The sequence below is a fragment of the Alteromonas sp. 4NH20-0104 genome (genome assembly GCF_057547795.1).
Genome location: NZ_BAAJLP010000013.1, coordinates 84,145 through 106,313, shown reverse-complemented (window position 1 = coordinate 106,313; position 22,169 = coordinate 84,145). Strand labels below are relative to the sequence as shown.

22 protein-coding genes are annotated in these 22,169 nt (G+C 49.2%); 17 read left to right on the top strand and 5 right to left on the bottom strand.

The window, feature by feature from the left end; genetic code table 11:
- The first annotated feature begins 28 nt into the window (after window positions 1-28).
- From pilM to AC27IB_RS11240, 9 genes are all read left to right on the top strand, one after another.
- Window positions 29-1,099, top strand: coding sequence for a type IV pilus biogenesis protein PilM (gene pilM / locus AC27IB_RS11280; protein WP_296044300.1), 1,071 nt, complete (start codon window positions 29-31; stop codon window positions 1,097-1,099).
- The gene (locus AC27IB_RS11275) at window positions 1,087-1,668 is read left to right on the top strand and encodes a PilN domain-containing protein (protein WP_296044177.1); all 582 of its coding nucleotides are present in this window, start codon (window positions 1,087-1,089) and stop codon (window positions 1,666-1,668) included. Before pilM ends, AC27IB_RS11275 begins: the two co-directional genes overlap by 13 nt.
- Window positions 1,665-2,273, top strand: a complete 609-nt coding sequence (locus AC27IB_RS11270) for a type IV pilus inner membrane component PilO (protein WP_296044179.1) — start codon at window positions 1,665-1,667, stop codon at window positions 2,271-2,273. Before AC27IB_RS11275 ends, AC27IB_RS11270 begins: the two co-directional genes overlap by 4 nt.
- Window positions 2,273-2,797: a pilus assembly protein PilP gene (locus tag AC27IB_RS11265; protein ID WP_487120949.1), complete on the top strand. Its 525-nt coding sequence runs from the start codon at window positions 2,273-2,275 to the stop codon at window positions 2,795-2,797. The genes AC27IB_RS11270 and AC27IB_RS11265 overlap by 1 nt, the downstream gene beginning before the upstream one ends.
- 15 nt (window positions 2,798-2,812) lie before the next feature.
- Window positions 2,813-4,588, top strand: coding sequence for a type IV pilus secretin PilQ (locus AC27IB_RS11260; protein ID WP_487120947.1), 1,776 nt, complete (start codon window positions 2,813-2,815; stop codon window positions 4,586-4,588).
- Between the two features lie 290 nt (window positions 4,589-4,878).
- Window positions 4,879-5,394, top strand: a complete 516-nt coding sequence (gene aroK, locus AC27IB_RS11255) for a shikimate kinase AroK (protein ID WP_296044187.1) — start codon at window positions 4,879-4,881, stop codon at window positions 5,392-5,394.
- Between the two features lie 22 nt (window positions 5,395-5,416).
- Window positions 5,417-6,484 carry a 3-dehydroquinate synthase gene (gene aroB, locus AC27IB_RS11250; RefSeq protein WP_487120945.1) on the top strand — a complete coding sequence of 356 codons (1,068 nt, stop codon included), beginning with the start codon at window positions 5,417-5,419 and terminating at the stop codon, window positions 6,482-6,484.
- Between the two features lie 37 nt (window positions 6,485-6,521).
- Window positions 6,522-7,928: an SPOR domain-containing protein gene (locus AC27IB_RS11245; RefSeq protein WP_296044192.1), complete on the top strand. Its 1,407-nt coding sequence runs from the start codon at window positions 6,522-6,524 to the stop codon at window positions 7,926-7,928.
- Between the two features lie 201 nt (window positions 7,929-8,129).
- Window positions 8,130-8,984: a Dam family site-specific DNA-(adenine-N6)-methyltransferase gene (locus AC27IB_RS11240; RefSeq protein ID WP_296044194.1), complete on the top strand. Its 855-nt coding sequence runs from the start codon at window positions 8,130-8,132 to the stop codon at window positions 8,982-8,984.
- A 15-nt stretch (window positions 8,985-8,999) separates the two neighbouring features.
- Here the strand turns inward: AC27IB_RS11240 and AC27IB_RS11235 are convergent, their stop codons facing one another.
- From AC27IB_RS11235 to AC27IB_RS11225, 3 genes are all read right to left on the bottom strand, one after another.
- Window positions 9,000-9,191, bottom strand: a complete 192-nt coding sequence (locus AC27IB_RS11235; RefSeq protein WP_296044196.1) for a DUF2970 domain-containing protein — start codon at window positions 9,189-9,191, stop codon at window positions 9,000-9,002.
- A 21-nt stretch (window positions 9,192-9,212) separates the two neighbouring features.
- On the bottom strand, window positions 9,213-9,473 hold the full coding sequence (locus tag AC27IB_RS11230) for a hypothetical protein (protein ID WP_296044198.1): 261 nt from the start codon (window positions 9,471-9,473) through the stop codon (window positions 9,213-9,215).
- Between the two features lie 154 nt (window positions 9,474-9,627).
- A complete protein-coding gene (locus AC27IB_RS11225) occupies window positions 9,628-10,356 on the bottom strand; it encodes a TorF family putative porin (protein WP_279318950.1) in 729 nt (242 codons plus the stop codon).
- Window positions 10,357-10,781: 425 nt separating this feature from the next.
- Between AC27IB_RS11225 and rpe the strand changes: the two genes are divergently transcribed.
- The 8 genes from rpe (at window position 10,782) to AC27IB_RS11185 (ending at window position 19,394) form a co-directional block, all read left to right on the top strand.
- Window positions 10,782-11,459, top strand: a complete 678-nt coding sequence (gene rpe, locus AC27IB_RS11220; RefSeq protein ID WP_296044204.1) for a ribulose-phosphate 3-epimerase — start codon at window positions 10,782-10,784, stop codon at window positions 11,457-11,459.
- 25 nt (window positions 11,460-11,484) lie between these two features.
- A complete protein-coding gene (trpS, locus tag AC27IB_RS11215; RefSeq protein WP_296044206.1) occupies window positions 11,485-12,492 on the top strand; it encodes a tryptophan--tRNA ligase in 1,008 nt (335 codons plus the stop codon).
- A gap of 16 nt (window positions 12,493-12,508) precedes the next feature.
- The gene (locus AC27IB_RS11210) at window positions 12,509-13,162 is read left to right on the top strand and encodes an anthranilate synthase component II (protein ID WP_296044209.1); all 654 of its coding nucleotides are present in this window, start codon (window positions 12,509-12,511) and stop codon (window positions 13,160-13,162) included.
- Between the two features lie 111 nt (window positions 13,163-13,273).
- The gene (locus AC27IB_RS11205) at window positions 13,274-14,434 is read left to right on the top strand and encodes an HDOD domain-containing protein (RefSeq protein WP_296044211.1); all 1,161 of its coding nucleotides are present in this window, start codon (window positions 13,274-13,276) and stop codon (window positions 14,432-14,434) included.
- A 358-nt stretch (window positions 14,435-14,792) separates the two neighbouring features.
- On the top strand, window positions 14,793-16,001 hold the full coding sequence (locus tag AC27IB_RS11200) for an aspartate aminotransferase family protein (protein WP_296044213.1): 1,209 nt from the start codon (window positions 14,793-14,795) through the stop codon (window positions 15,999-16,001).
- A 17-nt stretch (window positions 16,002-16,018) separates the two neighbouring features.
- Window positions 16,019-17,056 (top strand): arginine N-succinyltransferase, encoded by a 1,038-nt coding sequence (gene astA / locus AC27IB_RS11195; protein ID WP_296044215.1) that lies wholly within the window; start codon window positions 16,019-16,021, stop codon window positions 17,054-17,056.
- 40 nt (window positions 17,057-17,096) lie between these two features.
- Window positions 17,097-18,572: a succinylglutamate-semialdehyde dehydrogenase gene (astD, locus tag AC27IB_RS11190; RefSeq protein ID WP_296044217.1), complete on the top strand. Its 1,476-nt coding sequence runs from the start codon at window positions 17,097-17,099 to the stop codon at window positions 18,570-18,572.
- Window positions 18,573-18,587: 15 nt separating this feature from the next.
- Window positions 18,588-19,394: a DUF1338 domain-containing protein gene (locus tag AC27IB_RS11185; protein ID WP_296044219.1), complete on the top strand. Its 807-nt coding sequence runs from the start codon at window positions 18,588-18,590 to the stop codon at window positions 19,392-19,394.
- A gap of 47 nt (window positions 19,395-19,441) precedes the next feature.
- Here AC27IB_RS11185 and AC27IB_RS11180 read toward each other — a convergent pair whose 3' ends face one another.
- The gene (locus tag AC27IB_RS11180; RefSeq protein WP_296044221.1) at window positions 19,442-21,598 is read right to left on the bottom strand and encodes a putative bifunctional diguanylate cyclase/phosphodiesterase; all 2,157 of its coding nucleotides are present in this window, start codon (window positions 21,596-21,598) and stop codon (window positions 19,442-19,444) included.
- Window positions 21,595-22,137 (bottom strand): heme NO-binding domain-containing protein, encoded by a 543-nt coding sequence (locus tag AC27IB_RS11175; protein WP_296044223.1) that lies wholly within the window; start codon window positions 22,135-22,137, stop codon window positions 21,595-21,597. Before AC27IB_RS11175 ends, AC27IB_RS11180 begins: the two co-directional genes overlap by 4 nt.
- Between the last annotated feature and the right edge of the window lie 32 nt (window positions 22,138-22,169).

The following is a 22,169-nucleotide window of genomic DNA, read 5'->3' as shown; positions in this document are numbered from 1 at the left end:
ATAGCAAGTAAATGAGACTCAGTTGACTATGCTAAAATCGCTGTTCAAGAAAAAGCAACCCCCCATTGTCGGACTCGACATTGGCACCCGTTGCATCAAGGCAGTTGTGTTGGAAGGCGCTGAGGGCGACTACACGCTGACGGCGTTTGCCTGCGAGCCGATTATTAAAGAAGCATTCAGAGAGCGTGAGATAACCGACTTCGACGCAGTAAGTCTGGCGTTACGTAAAGTTCGTTTGGCACTTAAGAGTAAAATTAAGCCAGCAGTCATTGCCGTAGCCGGCACTTCGGTGATCAGCAAAATCGTGCATATGGAACCTGATCAGTCCGACTACGAGCTTGAAGGACAGATAGAAGTCGAGGCCGACAGCTTAATCCCCTACCCGCTGGAAGAAGTTTATCTGGACTTCGAGGAAGTGGGTATGAGTGAAACCCATTCTGGTAAAGTGAACGTGTTGCTTACCGCCGCCCACCGTGATGTGGTGGATAATCGCTCCACGCTGGTACGTGAACATAGCTTCGAGCCGAAAGTGGTGGACGTGGAAACCTACGCTATGGGTAATGCGGTAGATTACTTTTATCCCCATAACGAAGAAACCCAGCGTATATGCTGCATTAATATTGGTTCATCTCTTCTGCAGGTTACTGTTTGGGATGATGGCAAAACTGTGTATACCAAAGAGCACACTTTCGGCGTTGATGCGCTGATTCAGGATTTGTCTCTTGTGCACATGCTTGATCGCAAAGATACTGAGGAACAGTTAATCAACAATACCCTACCAAGCAACTGGATTAGTGATACCCTGCCTATCTTTGCGGCAAATCTGCAGCAGCAGATTAATCGTGCCTTACAAATGTACATGAGCACCATGCAGACTGAGCGTCCTGAAAAAGTCATCCTGACGGGCGCTGGCGCGGTTATACCGGCGCTGGTAGATACTTTACAACAGGATCTCGGCATTGCGGTGGAAGTCTTCAATCCTTTTGCCAATGTCAAAATCAGTGACAAACTAAATGCTGAGCAGGTCGAGCAGGTTGCACCTTTACTGGCAATTGCTGCAGGCCTCGCCAGCAGGGGGATGTCAAGATGGCACATGTAAACCTACTGCCCTGGCGTGAACAACGCCGTCAGCAGCAGAAACAACAGTACATAATTGTACTGGCGTTCGTGGCCATTATGACCGGCCTGCTGTTCTGGTTTATAGGCCAGATTATCGATACCCAGATCAGTAATCAAAACTCGCGCAATCAGTATCTGCAGACCCAGATCACCGCTCTCGACAGTCAGATTGCAGAAATTAAACGCATTAAAGAAAGTAAGTCGGCCATCGAGCAACGCATGGCCCTGATTGAACAACTGCAAAGCAGCCGTAATCTGGCCCCTCAGGTACTCGATGAGCTTGCTCGTATAGTGCCACAGGGCGTTAGCTTTAAATCACTCCAGCGCACCGGCTACAGTATTCAGGTACGTGGCACCAGCGAGTCTAACAACCGCCTGGCCGAATTTATGCGCCAACTCGAAACATCAAAAGTATTTAGCTCTGGTGAACTGTCTTCGATTGTTGCCGACACCAGCGCAACCGATGCCGTAAGTGAATTTACCCTGACCTTTGCCATTACCGAACAGGTGGCAATGGAGAAAGAACAACAAGACAGAGGTGGCAAATGAAGAAGTTTGACTTTGCCAAATTAAAAGAGATTAACGACCTCGATTTTGAACAAATTGCCATCTGGCCATTTGAGGTAAAAACCGTTGTAGCCTTATTCATTGTGATTGTGGTGTCTGGTATCAGCTATTTCGGTATTGTTAGCCCCAAGCTGCCGCTACTGGATCAGGCTGAAGCCAAGGAAGCCGAGTTAAAAATGCAGTTTCAGGCAAAATACCGTCTGGCGGCTAACCTTTCGGCCTACAAAGAACAGCTGGCCCAAATCGAAGAAGATTTTTCCTCAATGCTGAAGTCGCTGCCAACCCGTAATGAAACGCCCGGGCTGCTGGATGACATTACTTATGTCGGCACCAGCGCCGGCCTTACTTTCCGGTTACTGAACTGGGAAAAGGAAATCCCTAAAGAATTTTACACCGAGCTACCAATTCGCATTGAGGTGTCTGGTGGCTATCACAATTTTGGTGAATTCGTGTCTAAAGTGGCCGACTTGCCTCGAATCGTGACAATGCACGATTTTGAAGTACACAGTGACCAGAACGGTTTACGTTTAAGCCTGCTGGCCAAGACTTACCGGGCCGCCACCACTGAAAAAAAGGAGAGTAAGTAATGTCGCAATTTACGCGCCTCCTGAGTATCGCAGTGGTAGCCTTGACCGCATCAGGCTGCGCGCCGCATATTGACGATCTGGTGACTTACACCAATGAAGTCAGACAAAACACCAAACCGAGTATCGAACCTTATCCGGAATTTGAACAAAAACCGGTGTTTGCCTACAACGCGCAGGAATTTCGCAGTCCGTTTATCCGCCCGAAAGCCACTCGGGCTCCCGTAGTGGCGCAGGTCAAAACCAACTGTTTACAGCCGGATTCCAACCGGGCGCAGGAGCCATTGGAAGCTTACGGTATTGATGCACTGTCGCTCACCGGCAGCTTCCGCTCCAACGGTGACACCTGGGTGTTATTTAAAACCAATGATGGCGGACTTTACCAGGCGAAGAAAGGCAGTCGGTTGGGTTTGTTCTTCGGACAAATTATCAACATTGGCAATGACACAGTGGTTATTCAAGAGCTTGTTCCTGACGGCACCGGCTGCTGGCAGAAGAAAGAAACAACGCTGACGATGAAGTCGTGAGCAGGAGATTATTAGATGTCTAAGCGATATATCTTTAACGAAAGGCTAAATCGGCAAAACAAGCGCCGCTACTGGTTAGCGGGCGCCGCGATCACGTTTTTACTGTTTAATGTAGTTGCCGCTGAGCTACGCGCTCAGGAATCTCCGCAATTAATTAATCCGAATGCCGAGGCAGAGAAGGTATTTAAGACAACGCTTAAAGACATCGATTTTACTCGCGGCGCCAGCGCCGTGGCCGTGACTACACTGACAATGAACAATCGCGACGTAAAGCCTCAGGTTATTGAAGCGAATGGTAAGTTAGTGGTCACACTGCCGGCAACAGAACTTGCCGAAGACCAGTTAATTGAACTCGACGTGACCGCCTTTGGCACCCAGGTGACAACCATTGAGACCTTTCAGGAAAAAGAGGCTTCACGCATTGAGTTTAATTATACCGGTAATGTGATCACTAATACTGAGCAAGACGGTAAAACCCTGACAGTCAGCATTAGCCCGATGAGCCAGGAACAAATGGCGAAACTGGAAAAGAGTGTATACGAAGGCGAACCCATTTCGCTGGATTTCCAGGATGTTCCGGTGCGTCAGGTGCTGCAAATCATTGCTAAGGTAAATGGTTTTAATCTGGTTACCACTGATACCGTTACCGGTAATGTCTCCATTAGCCTGACCGGGGTTCCCTGGGATCAAGCACTGGAAATGATTCTTAAAATTAAAGGCTTAGACAAACGTCAGGAAGGTAATATTCTGCTTATCGCGCCCAGCGATGAGCTGTCGCAGCGCGAAACTCAAAGGCTACAGTCTGAGCAGCAGGTTGCCCAACTGGCCCCATTGGCCTCAGCAAGCATTACCGTAAACTATGCAAAAGCCTCGGAGTTATCACAAATCCTCAAAGGCGCAGAGGGAGGCGGCGGCATTCTGACCGAACGCGGCACGGTGACCGTCGATAACCGCACTAACACTATTTTGGTAAGGGATACTCAAGAGTCTATTGACGAGGCGCGACAGGTCATTGAATCGCTGGACATCCCGGTTAAGCAGGTATTAATTGAGTCTCGCATGGTGACCGTGCGCGATAACGTAGACGAACAACTTGGCGTTCGCTGGGGATTCTCGGATCGTCAGGATGATAATGGCGTATCAGGTTCCTTGTCTGGTGCTGAGTCCATCGCAGGCGGAACGGTGCCAGCTCTGGGCGACCGCCTGAATGTTAACCTGCCGGTGGCCAGCGCAGCAGGCAGCATTGGTTTTCAGATTGCCAGCCTGGCTGATGGCACCATTTTGGATTTGGAATTATCGGCTCTGGAATCTGAAAATAAGGGTGAAATCATCGCCAGTCCACGTATCACTGTTGCCAACCAGCAGGAAGCCTACATTGAACAAGGGACTGAAATTCCTTATTCGCAGGCCACCTCCAGTGGTGCTACGTCGGTTGAATTTAAAAAAGCCGTACTAAGCCTTAAGGTAACACCACACATTACCCCTGATAACCGAATCATTCTGGATTTGATTGTGACCCAGGATACCCGCGGTGAAACCGTGCAAACGGCTACCGGTGATGCCGTCGCTATTGATACTCAGGAAATTAAAACCCAGGTGCTGGTAGAAAACGGTGAAACCATAGTACTGGGCGGTATCTTTCAACAGGTCAACAGCAATGATGTGAGCAAAGTTCCCCTGTTTGGTGATCTGCCAGTGGTGGGTGCACTGTTCAGAAACAGCTCTACGGTTTATCAAAAAAGAGAGCTACTTATCTTTGTGACACCCAAAATCGTTACCGAAGCGTTGTAATTTTTTTCTCTCAGGCGGCAAATCGGCCGCCTGAGAAAGACATTTTTGCCTTTTCTTCCCCTAATCTGCACATTAATCCTTTGGCTAAGCTTCATTTTTGCAGCTTTCGCCCTAATCCCTGCAACAAAACTTGCATAGCGGTCTGAGAAACTGAGATAATCCCGCTCTCGAAATTTTTACGAGGTTTTGTGTATGTGCTTATTAGCGACAAAATAAGCACGTGTGAACGGGTGGTTGAGGAAAACAGAACATTCTGCCCTTAACATAAATAAGTTGTGAAATAAGCAAATATGGCTGAAAAACGTAATATCTTTTTGGTTGGTCCAATGGGAGCAGGTAAAAGTACCATTGGTCGTCACTTAGCAGATGAGTTACACCTCGAGTTCTTCGATTCCGATCAGGAGATTGAACGTCGTTCTGGCGCAGACATTACCTGGATCTTTGATCTTGAAGGTGAAGATGGATTCCGCAAACGCGAAGAAAATGTCATTAATGATTTAACTGACAAACAAGGTATTGTGCTGGCCACTGGTGGCGGTTCTATTATGACCAAAGCAGTGCGTAATCGCTTGTCAGCACGTGGTATTGTAGTGTATCTGCAAACGACCATCGACAAGCAGGTTGCCAGAACCCAGCGCGACAAGCGTCGCCCCTTGTTACAAAAGGATGATCCGGAAAAGGTATTAAGAGACCTCGCGGAACTGCGCAATCCACTGTATGAAGAAGTAGCAGATTACGTAGTGGAAACCGACGATCAATCAGCGCGGGCCGTCGCTAACCAAATTATCAGTAAGATTGGGTTATAACATTTAAAAAGGAGCTACATGCGTGTCAACTTTAACAGTAGAACTTGACGAGCGTAGCTACCCTATTCAGATTGAAGCCGGACTGTTATCGCAGCCCGGCTTTTTTGTGCCTTTCATTAAAGGGCAACGTGCCGTTATCGTAACCAACGAAACCGTGGCACCACTCTATCTGGAGCGGGTACTGGCAGCTTGCGGCGACAAGCAAACTGATGTCATCACGTTACCGGATGGCGAACAATATAAAACCCTTGAGCAATTCGAAGTGGTAATGACCCGCTTGCTGGAAATGAACGCTGCCCGGGATATCACGCTCATTGCTCTGGGCGGTGGTGTTATTGGTGACTTATGCGGTTTTGTGGCAGCCACCTATCAACGGGGCGTCCCGTTTATTCAGGTGCCTACTACCTTGCTATCGCAAGTAGACTCATCCGTAGGCGGCAAAACGGCAGTGAATCATCCTCTGGGCAAAAACATGATTGGTGCGTTTTATCAGCCCATTTTAGTCGCCATAGACATCACTACCCTCAACACGCTGCCAGAACGTGAGTTCGCTGCGGGCATGGCGGAAGTGATTAAGTACGGCATTATTTATGATGCTGGCTTTTTCGATTGGTTAGAAGCCAATCAACAAGCACTCAAATCGCTGGAAGCCGAAGCACTGGGCCATGCAATCTTCCGTTGCTGCCAGGTTAAAGCTGAGATTGTTGCTCAGGATGAACGAGAAGGCGGAATTCGCGCATTGCTGAATCTTGGCCATACCTTTGGTCATGCGATTGAAGCAGAACAAGGTTACGGCAACTGGTTGCATGGCGAAGCAGTAGCAGCTGGTATTATCCTTGCTTGTAAAACCGCAGAACACCTTGATTGGTTAACAGCGTCAGAAACCCGTCGGATTGAAGCTCTGCAGCAACAGTTTAAGCTGCCGGTTAGCGGCCCCGATAGCATGTCAGTCGATGATTATATGCGTCATATGGCGCGGGATAAAAAAGTCGAAGCCGGCCAAATCCGTTTTGTTATCCCGCAGGGGATAGGCAAAGCGGTGGTAACCAAAGCGGTTACCCAGCCTATTCTGGACGCGGTATTGAGTTAATCGGGTATTTCACTGGCCTTTTAATGAGGAAACTACCGTGGCGTCAGAGCTGCATAGCAGGCTTGAATATTTAGTCAATTACTCGTCTCAGCTGATTTTTGTCAGCGGAGACAGTATTGCTGAGCAGCAGCGCACCCTCGAATCCTTCGTTTTTCAGCAATCCGATAACACCGAACTGGCTTTTATTACCGCAGAATCCGATATGCAGGTAACGGACTATCGCGGCACACTGTGCAAGCAGTTGCTTGGTCAGGTGGTAGGCAGCTATATCCGGCCATTAAATGAACTACTCGCCGGTCTTAATCATCATGACGGGCCGGTACTGATTACGATTACCCAGGCCCAGCATTTACCCAACAGTTTTCTGCAGGAGCTCTGGGACCTGGTATTACAAAGTCGGTTTGCTAATAACAAGCAGCATCTGAATGTGCTCTTATTTGGCGAAAGTGACTGGGCCGAGCAGGCTAAAGAATGGCTCCCCGCCAAAAATACCAATACGCCGCTACTGATCAGCAGCCAGTCGGTATCAACCCAGCAATACAGTAGTGATGTGGATAAACTGCTCGCCGAGCGCCGGGCCGCTTTTGAACGCTACCGTCAGGAGCGTGGCGAAGCTGGCGCTCTGCCACTAACCGATAACCGGTTACGCTCCCCCTGGCTGTGGATTGGCATTACTTTAGTCTTTCTTTCAAGTTTTGCCGCCATTATGGGCTGGCAGTACGGCGCCACAATGACCACTTTGTTTGAGCCCCTTGAAGACAGCCAGCCAACGGCAACACAGCAGAGTGCTGGTGAGTCAGAAGCAATCATTAAGCCCACCCGGACCCTCAGTGTTGTTAAGCAGGATAATAGTAACGCAGCGCAGCAGAGTACCATTGAAGCGGGTGAGTCGTCAGTCCAGCCGCGGGTTATGGCCAGTTATAATGAAGCTATCAAAGCACTTCCGGTAACGCCGGTTGCCACTGAAGTCGAACAGCAGGCCACAAGCGACGCTTCGGCCAACGAAACCGCAGCAGCTGAGCAGTCAGCATCGGTTTCCCAAGCGGGGCAATCCGAGCTTACAACGCCGCCGGCTGCACCAAATTTAGCACCAAACGAACCAGTACCGGCGGGCAGTGAGTCAGTGCCCCCCGAACCCGCTGTGCTAGCTAATGCACAGTTGGCCAGAAGTCCAGCCGGGCAATACTGGGTGCAAATTGCCGGTATGAAGGATCGGCAACTGGCACAGGATTTCTTAACAGATTATCAGCTCACCAGTCAGGTAATCTTATATAAGACCTATCGCTATGGTGGTGACTGGTACGTCATATTATGGTCAACGCCTGCTCCCTCCCTGGCAGAAGCCCAGCAACAATTGCAAACGTTACCCGATTTCCCGGGCAGTGATAAAGCCTTTGTTAAAGCGGGTCGCCAGATAAAAGCCGAAATCGCCAGCCAGCCATAACGCCACAAACGCTATTAATTACCGATTTCTGGCTATTGTCGGTTGTCGAGATCCGCGCTGACAGATACAATCAACGATTCGTTAAAGTTGAATGCCACCCAAGGGTAACCTTCCCGGGTGCGGGATGCTGGGCTTTGTGAATTTCGTTCACAATATCCCCAATAATAAAAATCATAGCGTCAGTGAGTAGTTACCAACATAATGGCCGTCAGTAAACACCGGGCTTTCCTCAAATGGGCAGGAGGCAAATACAGCCTGGTTGAACAAATCAATGCACACCTGCCAGAAGGGAAGAAGCTCATCGAGCCTTTCGTTGGCGCCGGGTCGGTGTTTCTCAATTCTGACTTTCAGCACTATGTGCTCAACGATATTAATCCGGATCTGATTAATCTCTACACGCTGTTAAAAGAACAGCCCGACCCGATTATTAACGATCTTAAACACTTTTTTTCGCCAAACCACAACAGCGAAAAAACCTACTACGGACTGCGCGAAGAATTCAATCAGACCAGCGATGAGTATTATCGCGCCCTGCTTTTTGTTTATTTAAACCGACATGGCTATAACGGCTTGTGTCGCTACAGTCTGAAAGGCCGTTTTAATGTGCCATTCGGCCGTTATAAGCGCCCTTATTTTCCCGAACGCGAAATGTTTGTGTTTGCAGAAAAAGCGCAAAAGGCCAAATTTACCTGTTTACCATTTGAGAAAGTCTTTCAGCATGCACGCAAAGGCAGTGTCATTTATTGCGACCCGCCTTATGCGCCCATCAGTAAAACCGCCCTGTTTACCAGCTATGCCGCCAAACAGTTCAGTTTATCCTGTCAGCATAAGCTGGCTACTCTGGCTCAGCGCGCAGCGTTTAAACGGCACATCCCGGTGCTGATCTCCAATCATGACTTACCCATGACCCGGCAGATGTACTACGGTGCACAAATAACCACGATGAATGTAAAACGTTCGATAAGTCAAAAAGGCAGTGCCCGTAAACCTGTGAGCGAATTGCTGGCATTATTTCAGGATAAGCCGGTGTATCCTATTACCGCAATAGACGAGTAGTTATCAACTGTCTCTTCAGGCCGTCAGCCAGTTAACCAGAGCCACTAACCCAAGCACCAGTAATATAACGAATACTACGCCAACCACAATATAGGGAGCGATAGCAGTTTGAGAAAAGTCCTGCTGGTATTTTTGCTGGCTCTGAACACCAAATGCACTGGCCAGTACGCTTTGTACTACTTTCAGAAAACCCGGTTTATTTGCCACCAGTACGCAAACAACGAGTAGTTACTCGCTGTCCTGACCTTTGTGGCGAGAGAGTAATTCAAGAAGATCGAGGAAATGAAAACGATAAGATGTAGAGCGTCCTGTGAGCCAGCTGACCCAGCTTACCTGCTCGGCATCATCCAGTACATTACTCACACGGCTTTCCGGACAATCTGATTGCACAGGCGATCCTACACCCAGATTATAACTGCCCACGGTTAACATCAGAGCTAATACCGCTCCTGTTACCCGCCAGTTCAAGCTTTTCTTTAGCATTGTCATACTGAAAACCGTTCCAGAATAAAGTCCATTGGTGTAATTATAATCAGTCTGTTACATCTGGCAATGAAAATTTCAACCAAAAGTACAAAGGCCACACTACTGTGTGGCCTTTGCGTGCACAAAACATAAACACTGTAAAAGTGTTAAAGGTCTCTTACAGTTCGAAATCTACTGAGTAAGAAACAGTGTATTTGATTGAATCATTATCACGCTCTGGCGTGTTTGCGAAATCATCATTGTCGTCTAAATCAGTACCACTGATCATAAACGCAAAGCCGTCTTTCGCAATGGTTACACCGTAATCAATATAAGCGTCAGTAACGCCGTTAAATGATTCTGCAAAATCACCCTGGTGGTGACCTAAGTGCAGACCAATCTCTGTACCACTCTCCAGAGCAATACCGTAATCCAGTGACAGGTAAGTTGCCTGGCCGAAACCGAAGTCTTCACCCGGACCTTCATCTGGCTCAGCATTTGCTAATACAGATAACGTTGCACTGAAGCTGCCGTAACCGATGCTTCCGTAAACTTCACCAAAATCATAACCCGCATTTTCATCGTAGTTATAATACAGGTAACCTACGTCGTAGCTGATATCACCAGCTTCGCCAGCAAAACCAAAGTAAACGTCATGCTCATAAGAGTAAGCGTCAGACTCTTCATACTTAACGTTAGATGCCCAGGTACCCGCGTAGAAACCGCTGTCGCTGGCGTAATCGATACCACCCTGAACCGCTGCTTCGTTCATGGTTTGAGTCAGACCACGCCAGATGTAGTTGTTAGTTACGCTAACGTTACCAGACAGGCTATCAGCCAGTACAGCTTGTGATGAAAGACAAGAGCCAACAACGGCTAAAGTTACCAGTGTTTTATTAAATTTCATGTGTGTTCTCCGTATAAATCACGCATAAGTGTTTTTATTTAAATCACTTTTCTGTCTGTATTTTTATTTTTGTGATGTCGGTATACGCAAAACTAGTGCCCAATGTGTCGACACTTGCCAATAGACCACATAAACTTAATAAATTATTGTTTTAAATGTATTTTTATTCACAACTTTTACAACATAAAAATCTGAAAAAGGCCGTTCGCACAGTCAATCAGCAATATATTGCACCAAAAAGAAGCAGAATCCCCGTTAAGGTGCGAGATTAAAACTTTTGCCCTTAGCGATAATCCGCTAACATATCGCTCATTAAATACGCGGGCCAAGTGTTTGTTTTGTCGTAGATATCAGCATAACAACAGTGCACTTCATCACTCGTCCGGCTTTACCCTGCTTCCCTACACCGTCTATAAGGGTTAATCATGCAACCATTCCTGATAGCTCCGTCGATTCTTTCGGCCGATTTCGCCCGTCTGGGTGATGATGTGCAGCGCGTGCTCGATGCCGGCGCTGACGTGGTCCACTTTGACGTGATGGACAATCATTACGTACCTAACCTTACCTTTGGCCCGATGATTTGTTCTGCGCTGCGAGACTATGGCATTACCGCACCTATAGATGTGCATTTAATGGTATCGCCGGTGGATGACTTAATTACTCAGTTTGCCGATGCCGGTGCCAGTTATATCAGTTTCCACCCGGAGGCCAGCCAGCATCTCGACCGCAGTCTGCAGTTAATTGCTGATAAAGGTTGTCAGCCGGGCCTGGTATTTAATCCCGCCACGCCGCTGCATTATCTCGACTACGTGATGGATAAACTGCATCACATCTTATTAATGTCGGTAAACCCCGGTTTTGGTGGTCAGTCATTCATCCCTGGCACCCTGGACAAACTCAGAGAAGTTAAGTCCCGTATCGATGCATCTGGTCAAAACATCCGTTTGGAAGTTGACGGCGGAGTTAAAGTCGATAATATCGCAGCCATTGCCGCTGCCGGTGCCGATATGTTTGTTGCCGGTTCAGCGATCTTCAATCAGCCGGACTATGCCACGGTTATCCAACAAATGCGTGACGAACTGGCTACAGTGTCTTCTAAGTAATTAAGTGTGAATAGGTAAATAAGTAATGAGCGCAAAACCAATCGTATTAAGCGGCTGTCAGCCATCCGGACAGCTTACCCTGGGTAATTATATGGGTGCGCTGAAGCAGTGGGTCTCCATGCAGGAAACACACGACTGTCTGTATATGATTGTGGATTTGCATGCGATTACGGTACGTCAGGACCCGGCCAAACTGAAAGAAGCTTGCCTGGATGGCCTGGCACTTTACCTGGCCTGTGGTATCGACCCGGCTAAGAGCACGCTGTTTTTGCAGTCTCATGTGCCTGAGCACGCGCAGCTTTCGTGGGTGTTAAACTGCTTTACCCAAATGGGTGAACTGAACCGCATGACCCAGTTCAAGGATAAATCAGCCCGCAATACCAGTAATATTAATGTCGGACTGTACAGTTATCCCGTGTTGCAGGCGGCTGATATTTTGCTTTATCAGGCCAACGAAGTACCGGTGGGCGAAGATCAGAAACAACACCTGGAGCTCACCCGCGACATCGCTACCCGCTTCAACAACATTTACGGCGATACCTTCCGTATTCCGGAGCCCTACATTCCTGAGTTTGGCGCCCGCATCATGAGTTTGCAGGAGCCGGATAAGAAGATGTCTAAATCAGACACCAACCCGAACAACTTTATCGGCTTGCTGGAAGAACCTAAGAAGGTAGCCAAGAAGATCAAACGCGCAGTGACCGACTCAGACGAGCAGGCGCGCATTTATTTTGACTGGGCAGAAAAACCCGGAGTCACCAATTTGCTCACCCTGCTGTCACTGGCAACCGGCACTGCCGTTGATGAGCTGGTTCCGGCCTATGAAGATAAAATGTACGGCCATTTAAAATCCGACGTTGCCGATGCAGTCGTCGCACTGATTGAACCGCTGCAACAACGTTACAACGCCCTGCGCGCCGATCGCAGCTACCTTGATGAAGTGATGCATCAGGGCGCAGAGAAAGCGCAGATCCGTGCCGCGGCTACACTTAAGGCCACTTATGATGCGCTGGGATTTATTGCTAAACCCTGAAGCAGTCAATTAAGCCGTGTTATTACTGATCGATAATTACGACTCTTTTAGTCACAACCTGGCCAGATATTTTCAGGAGCTGGGGTGTGAGCTGCAAGTAGTGCGTAACGATGCCATTAGTGTAGCCGGGATAGACCCGGCTATTGTGAAGGGTATTGTTATCTCACCAGGGCCCTGTACGCCAAACGAGTCTGGCGTCAGTCTCGATGTGATCCGGCAATTTGCCGGGGTAATCCCTATCATGGGCGTCTGCCTTGGCCATCAGGCAATCGGTCAGGTATTTGGCGCCCGGGTCACCAATGCCCGGCAGGTCAGGCATGGCAAACTTTCAGGTGTCAACCATAACGGCGATAGCCTGTTTAACAATATCCCCGAACACTTTGTGGTAACCCGCTACCATTCGCTGGTCATCGACCCGGCGTCGGTACCCGACTGTCTGCAGGTCGTAGCCTGGAGCGATGACGGTCAGACACCTGAGATCATGGCCATTAAACATCAGCACCTGCCTGTATGGGGAGTGCAGTATCATCCCGAGTCGCTGCTAACCGAATATGGTCATCAGGTTCTGCTAAACTTCCTACTGCTGGCTAAGGTTGTTCCAATAGATGCCGATATGAACTGTGTATCAGAATTTAACGGTCAACTCGTTACGCTGAACAAAACGATGTAAGACACTGATTACTTCAACGGTCTGATTGCCTGAACAAACACAAACATGTCCTAGCCTAAGCATTGCAAAACGTATAAGGTTCGGGTATTACATGGATATAGCGGGACTTCAATGGTAGAGCGGTTACTGGCCCCCCCAGCGTTTGCTAAACGATTCAACTATTTATTGCTGGCTCCTGAGCTCGCGAAAGCGATGGTCGGTCGGCGTGCCCCCGGCGAAGTCAGCTACGCCGAGTCAGAGCAAAGCTTTACCCGCCGTCAGTTGTTGAAAGTCGAAAAAGACGCCATCAAAAATAAGCTGGAAACCGCTAAGATCCAGGCCAATTACTTACAACAAATCAATCAGCAGTTACACGCGGTCATCGATAAAAAGCTGTTGTCGACACTCGCCGATACCCAGGATGTGTGTGAGAACCTGCTGAACTGGTCAGAACATACTACTAACCTGATTGATTTACTGGCTACCCCCTCTGCCACCATCAGCAAGGTTGAAGCCATTGCAGTGAATATTCCCTGGCTAGTCGATGAATTGCTCAAACAGGTAAACCAGCCACAGTACCGACGTCGCGATGCCCGTGGAGACGTTATTGCCGTAGACACGCTGAAAACCGCTTTGAGTTTCATTGGTATCGACAATGTAAAGCGAGTCATTCCCGCGTTAATTTATAAACAGACCCTGCCACTAATCAGTGACCCGTTCCCACAAATAAAACACAAAGTCTGGGAATACAGCCTGATTTGCGCCCGGACGGCTGAAACCATTGCCACACAACATAAGGTAAAACCGTTTGAAGCTTATTCCCTGGCGATCTTTAGTCAGTTGGGTCGCAGTGCTATTGTTAAGCTGTATTTTCGCTTGTTTGAACAGGTGCACCTGGACTTTTTACGCCATGCCCAAAAGGCCAAGCTGCGCAATTTGCACTCCGCGCTGGTGCAACTGGTACCCGACCCTAAACGCCTGTTGCCCTTAATTGATCAACACAGCGATAAAGCTGCCCTGCACTTATTTGAGTACATGGTGTTTAAACGGGTTGGCTTTACCAGTGCCATGCAACAAGTGCTGCAGGATGTCCTGCCGGATGATGCGGATCCGCTCACTCAGGTACTGCAGCAATCCCGCTACTATGCCAAGTACAGAATGTTAAAAGACAACAACCTGTTCCTGGATGATGAAAATGAAAAGTTCATAGCAGGCTGCGCCATTGCACCTGAATTACTGCAAACGCTGAATGCCCAACCGCTTCATCAGCTGCCAATTCTGACCGATCTGTGAACAAAAAGGCCTGAACAAGCCGCCAAAAAGAGAAAAAGTGCGGCTTTTTAAGCGATTCATAATCATTCAGCCGTAAAGCCTGTTTTACACACAAAAACCCCACTATAACCAGCATGGCGCAGAATCCGCCGATAATTTCGCCCTGACACCAGCATATTCATATATCTGGATAGTTATTCACATTTTATGCAATAAGTGCCAGACCCCTTGATTTTACTGCCTTACAGGAAAGGTAATAGACAAGACAACGGTCATTTAAGGTGGCATACTGGAGCGCTCAAAAATGAATTAAAGCCATAAATTCCGACGCCTGAAACACGCGAATTTATGGCGATAACTAACAGTTAGAGGTGAAAAAATGCAGGTAACCCGCGAAATGTTTGATCAAGTCATGGTTCCTAACTACAACCCGGCCAAAATGGTACCGGTACGTGGTTTGGGCTCGCGAGTATGGGATCAGGCAGGTAACGAGTTTATTGATTTCGCCGGCGGTATTGCCGTAAACGCACTGGGACATTGTCACCCGGAGCTGGTGAATGCCTTAACTGAGCAGGGCCAGAAATTATGGCACCTGAGTAACGTTTTCACTAATGAGCCGGCATTACGACTGGCCAAAAAGCTCACCGACCACACTTTTGCGGAGCGTGTTTATTTCGCTAACTCAGGCGCAGAAGCTAACGAAGCCGCTCTGAAACTGGCCCGCCGCTTCGCGCTGGAGCAATATGGTGAGCACAAGCAAAAAATTATTGCCTTTACCCAGGGTTTCCACGGCCGGACTTTCTTTACCGTAACCGTAGGCGGTCAGCCAGCTTACTCCGATGGCTTTGGACCGAAGCCTGGCGCGGTGGAACATTGTGATTATAACGATCTGGCAGCATTTGAAGCACTGATTTCAGATGAAACCTGTGCGGTAATGATGGAGCCTCTGCAGGGTGAAGGCGGTATCATTTCCCCGGACCCGGCCTTTGTGAAAGGCGTTCGTGAACTGTGTGATAAGCACAATGCGCTGTTGATTTTCGATGAAGTTCAGTCAGGCGTAGGCCGTACCGGTCACCTATACGCCTATATGGGCCTCGACGTAGTACCGGATATCCTGACTACGGCTAAAGCACTGGGCGGCGGTTTCCCGGTTGGCGCTATGCTAACCACCACAGCCATTGCGCAGCATCTTAAGCCGGGTACTCATGGCAGCACGTACGGCGGTAACCCGTTAGCCTGTGCGGTAGCAGAGCGTACCTTTGATATCGTTAACGATCCGGCGGTTCTGAGCGGCGTTAAGCAAAAAGAGCAGCTGTTCCGCGACACCCTGGCAACCATCAATGCCAAACACAAAGTGTTTGCTGAAATTCGGGGTAAGGGCCTGTTACTGGGCTGCGCACTGAATGACGACTTCAAAGGCGAGTCCCGTAAATTCCTCGACGCGTCAACCGACCAACAGCTAATGTGCCTGGTAGCGGGCGCTAACGTGGTTCGTTTTGCTCCGTCGCTGGTGATTCCAGACGAAGATATAGCAGAAGGTCTGGTCCGTTTTGAACGCGCTATTGCGAGCGTGGTAGCAGCGCGCTAATTAACCGGGAATTGCTCATGTACATTATTCGCCCTATCCGATCGAGTGATTATGACGCCCTGTATGCTGTAGCAGAAGAATCCGGCATCGGCTTTACGTCGCTGCCGGTCAATGAAAGTCTGCTCAAACGCAAAATCGGCAAGTCACTGGAAGCGTTCAGTCGCGATGTGTCAGCGCCTGGTAATGAGTCATACCTGTTCGTCATGGAAGATATTGTTACCGGTGAAGTCGTCGGGACCACCGGTATTGAAGCCGCGGTCGGCACCGACGATGCCTTTTACCACTACCATTTGGGTAAAGTAGTTCACGCCTCGCGTGAACTCGATATCCACAATACAGTGGAAATTCTGACCTTCTGTAATGACTACACCGGTGTCAGCGAAATTTGCACCCTGTTCTTGCGCGAGAATGCCCGCAAAGGTGTAAACGGTCGCTTCTTATCCAAGGTGCGGTTTTTGTTTATGGAAGAACACCGCGAGCGTTTTGCCGAAATTGTGATTGCCGAAATGCGTGGTGTGAGTGACGAAAATGGCCGCTCACCCTTCTGGGAATGGCTTGAAGAGCACTTTTTCTCGATGGACTTCCCTACCGCGGATTACATGACGGGCATCGGTAATAAGGTTTTTATTGCTGAACTGATGCCAAAATACCCGATTTACGTCAACCTGCTTAGCCAGGAAGCCCAAAACGTGATTGGTAAGGTTCACCAGAAAACTGAGCCTGCACTGCGCTTATTACAGGAAGAAGGTTTCAGTTGCCGGGGCTACGTAGATATATTTGATGGCGGCCCCACCGTGGAAGCACGACTCAGCCACATCAATACGGCGCAACGCAGCCGTCGGGCAGTCGTGCATATTGACGATCAGTCAGCCGCCCAGGACGGTGAGTTATGCTACATCATTAATACTAAAATCGCCGATTTCAGAGCGGTTGTTGCCGATGTCAGTTTCGATGAACTGACTGGCCAGGCAGTGCTTTCTCATAAGGCTGCAGCGTCGCTGGACGTGGAAGAAGGCGACTCAATTCGGTTTGCGAGCGTAAAACCTCGCAACTGATACCTAACTACACAATTACAACAGCATCAGGACAGAAATCATGCAACAAGCCATTCACTTTATTAATGGTCTGTGGGTTGCCGGAGAAGGTTCTCCAATTACTTCGGTCGACCCGACCAAAAATCAAACCATCTGGCGCGGTCAGGCCGCCTCGGCCACCCAGGTAGACAGCGCGCTTAACGCTGCCCGTGCAGCGCTGCCTCAATGGTCCGCCAAAACCGTTGAAGAACGCCTGTCACTGATTAAAAAATTCGCCGAACTGCTGGGCGAGAACAAGCAGGCGCTGGCCGCCCTGATTGCTCAGGAAACCGGCAAGCCACTGTGGGAAACCGCTACCGAAATTGGCGCCATGATTGGCAAGATCGCCATTTCTGAAAAAGCCTATTATGAACGTACCGGTACGGTAGAGAACCCGATGCCAGTAGGCAAAGCGTTTATTCGCCATAAACCACACGGCGTCGTGGCGGTATTCGGCCCCTATAATTTCCCGGGGCACCTGCCAAACGGGCATATCGTCCCGGCTCTTATTGCCGGTAATACAATCGTGTTCAAACCCAGTGATTTAACCCCAGCGGTGGCAGAAGCGACGGTTAAACTATGGGAACAAGCAGGTATTCCAGCCGGTGTCCTCAACCTTCTACAGGGTGAAGTAGAAACCGGCAAGGCGCTGGCATCTCATCCACAAATTGACGGTCTGTTCTTTACCGGTAGCTCGCGCACCGGAAAGATCCTGCACGAGCAATTTGCCGGCCATCCAGGCAAAATTCTGGCGCTGGAAATGGGCGGTAACAACCCCTTAATCGTCACCGAAGTAGCCGATACCAAAGCCGCTGTCCATGACATTATCCAGTCCGCTTTTGTCACCTCGGGACAACGCTGTACCTGTGCTCGTCGCCTGTTTATCCCAGCCACTGCCGCCGGCGATACCCTGGTTGACGCGCTGATTAATGCCACGAAAAAGATCGCCGTGGGGCATTACGATGCTGAACCTCAGCCCTTTATGGGCGCCATGATCAGTGCAGCCGCCGCCGCCGGAATGGTAAAAGCCCAACAACAATTGCTGGACGCCGGAGCCTCCGCTTTAATCCCCCTGCAGCACCTTGATGAGCAAACTGGCCTGGTAACGCCCGGCATTGTCGATGTCACTGCCATTGCCGACACCATGGAAGATGAAGAACACTTTGGTCCGTTACTGAAGATCATTCGTTATACCGATATAGATACCGCCATTGCTCAGGCGAATAACACCCGGTTTGGCCTGTCTGCGGGCCTGTTAAGCGACAGCGAAGCCGATTACCAGTATTTCTTTACCCATATCAGAGCAGGTATTGTTAATTGGAACCGCCCGATTACCGGTGCCAGCAGTGCAGCCCCCTTCGGCGGCATTGGTGAAAGCGGTAATCATCGTGCCAGTGCCTACTATGCCGCCGATTACTGTGCCTACCCGGTAGCATCGGTTGAGCTAGACAAAGTAACACTGCCTGGCACTTTAAGCCCAGGCTTAGTACTGGAATAAGGACAAGGATTCGCCATGCATAAAACAACCGATAGCCTATTTTCGGCGCTCTGGAACGATTACGTTAGTATTACACCAAGCGCTCAGCGTATTCATAAGTTACTGACCGGTGAAGAAAACAGTCCGCAGATAGTCAATGATCACGTGGCCTTTCGTACCTTCGCTTTAGACAAAACGCAATTGTCTCACCTGGCCGAGCACTTTATAGCGCTGGGTTACGAAGCCAAAGGCGACTATGATTTCAAATCGAAAAAAGTGACTGCCAAACACTTCGAACACCCGGACACCACGGTACCGAAAGTGTTTATCAGTGAACTTCGGGTAGCCGAATTTTCGGCTGAAACCCAACGCATCATACAAGGCCTGGTAGAACAAATGCCGGCCAGCGTAGTGAATGCCGAGAACTTTCTGTACTCAGGGCGCCACTGGCAATTATCTACCCAGGAATATCAGTCACTTATCAGTGAGTCTGAATATGCCGGCTGGCTTGCCGCCTGGGGCTTCAGAGCGAATCACTTCACGGTAAGTGTAAATCACCTGAACAACATAGCGAACCTGGCAGATGTAAACACACTGCTGAAAGAGGCTGGCTTTGTGTTAAATACGTCAGGCGGTGAAATAAAAGGCGGAGAGTCAGTTTATCTGGCCCAGTCCTCCACCATGGCCGATGAATACACCTTGTCATTCAGTGATGGCAGCCTGACTATACCGAGTTGCTTCTATGAGTTTGCCCAGCGCTATCCCCTGCCTGATGGCAAACTTTATCAGGGCTTTGTGGAAGCGTCTGCAGATAAGATTTTCGAAAGTACCAACAGTCGTTAATTGCCCTGTTAAAACACAGCCGGAGACTATGGTTTCTGGCTGTGTGGTTACTTAGCCATCTGCCAGCCATGGGTATGTTTTAAAATAAACTGGTCGTAGGGGAGTGGCTTTTCAAATAAAAAGCCCTGGTAAGCGTTAATGCCGATGTTTTCCAGTAGCGGCAGATAAGCCGAATTATCCACCCCTTCAATGATCACCCCCAGACGCAGACTGTCGAGCATTCTGAAGATGCCGTTTAATAACGCGCGCGCCCGCTCAGAACCATCAATTCCTTTCACCAGGCTTCTATCCAGCTTAATGACGTCAAAGTCAAACTTGCGTAAGTAGCTAAGCGACGAAAAACCAGAGCCAAAATCGTCTAACGCTATCACAAACCCGTACGCTTTTAAGGCCGCTAATCCCTTCACGGCTGAAGCCTCATCCTGTATAAAAATCGACTCGGTAATTTCGATTTCGATTAATTCAGGCGACACAAAGTGGTCGGCACAAATGGCCGCAGCAACCTCAGCAAATGACTCACTCAACAACTGATTGGCGCTGATATTTACCGACAATGGCAGGCTTATGCGTTCCGCTTCCAACATACTGATATATTCGCAGGCAGACTCCAGGGCGATCAGGCCGATATCCGAATCCAGCCCGTGCTTCTCCGCTAACGGGATAAATATTGCCGGACTAACAATACCATGCAGCGGCGAAAACCACCGGCACAACAATTCAGCGCCAATCAGGCTGCCTGCCACGTTAAATTTGCCCTGCAGGTAAAACTCCAAGCCGCGGTTGCGAATGGTCCTGCGTAAGTCACTCAGCATGGAAACCTGTTCTTTCACATGCTCAGCCAGGCCATCGTGATACTCAAATACCCGGCCTTTACCACTAGTCTTCGCCCGGTACATCGCCACATCGGCGTTTTGAATAATCGTTTCAATACTTGCACCATCATCCGGATAAGCAGCAATACCGATACTGGCCGACACGGTAAGCTCGGTTTTACCGCTATTGAAAGTTTGCTGCTCGAGAACCTTAATGACGTTACGGTTAAGCTGGCTAAAAGCCGGCTTATCCAACGTCGAGCTGGCAATAATAAATTCATCCCCGCCCCAGCGAGTCACGACAGTAGATGCCCCAAAGGTATCACTCAGCAAGCGCGCGACAATTTGCAGGCATTCATCACCCAATTCGTGGCCGGCAATATCGTTAATATTCTTAAAGCCATCCAAATCAATGAAAGACAATACAAAGTGCTGGCTGCGGGCCAGCAGCTCATCCAGTTCGGCGCGCAAACCCAGGCGGTTCTTCAAACCGGTTAAATCGTCGTGATTAGCCAGCACCCGCAGGTGCTGTTCATTTTTCTTGCGTTCACTGATATCACGCAACGTGGCGATTAAATAAGAGGAGTTTTGGTGCCTGGATTCAAACACCGCCAGCGACACATCCACGGCCACCTGACGACCACCAGTCGTGATAAGTTCCGTTTCGAAGCGTTCCTGACGACTTTGATAAATACGCTCCAGCGGCGCCTGAGCATCCGCCAGAAAATCGTCTAACCGCAGTTTTTCAGCAGTCTCAGACTCACCAAGACCGGCCAGCTGCCGAAACGCTTTATTGGACTCAGTAATTTGCAGGTTAGTCGACAACACCAGCATGGGTTCACGGGAACTGGCAAATGCCGAAGCCATAAGTTGAAAGGACTGTTCGGCGTGGTGTTCACGGGTTTTATCCTTCGCCATGCCAACGATGTAAGTGGCCGCACCGGTTTTGTCCCGCTCCAGCACCTTACCGCGAGCGCGGGTCCACTGATAGCCGCCGATTCCCCTTATCCGGCAAATCAGTTCAATGTCATCGCTTTCACCATTTACCGCCATAGACCAGGTTAATTGCAATTGGGCTAAATCATCGGGATGAACTCTGCTCATCAGGGCAATGGCGTTTTGTTTTACCTCGCGCAACTGCTTTTGCCGCAAGCCAAAGGTTTTGATAGTGAAAATATCTTCCTCTGCATGCCACTCAAAGTAGCTTTCCTGGCTGGCCCAGAGTGCAAGCTCAAGCTTGTCCTGATCACGGCGACTTTTGGTCAGCGCATCGTAAAGCGCCCGGCTTTTTTCTGTGAGCAGGGTTTCAGCCTGTTTTCTTGCCGCTTTTTCCCGCTCCAGTCGTCGGTTCAGACTGGCAACGGCTGGCGCTGGGACTGACGAATCATTCACGATGCAATTAGTTTAACGTCGATATGATAGGTGTGAGGCACGTTGGTTGGCATCACCTGATGCTCAACCTGCTGTGCAAAATAGGCCGCCGCACCGTCAATAAGGCCTTCAGCCAGCGCGTAGAGATCGTGCATGGAGTAATATTCCATTTTGATACTCTCTGGAGTGCGTTCCAGCACTTTAAACGAAGGTAAGTCGGCGTCCGGATACAGTTTTCTGACCTGCACATGAATATCATCATCCAGACAGTCCAGGATCTCCAACACAGAGTGGCGGTTAGCCATCATCCCGGCATGACCCGCCGATAATACCGTAAACAGATATTTGCCGTAATCATAGAGCAGGTCATTTAAAGGTCGGCCGGTTTTATTGACCAACACCACCATTATTTTTTGCAGTTCACTGAAAGGATAATAACCCACTGACGTAAAAGCACCATCGTTTTCCAGATTGGCTTCCACCAGCACTTCGTCGGCAAACTCAGGTGAAATATTGTCTTCGAGCATTTCAACCAAAGACGTGAACACAATTCCGAGCATAATGTCTCTCCCTATAAACACTTTTAAGTGTA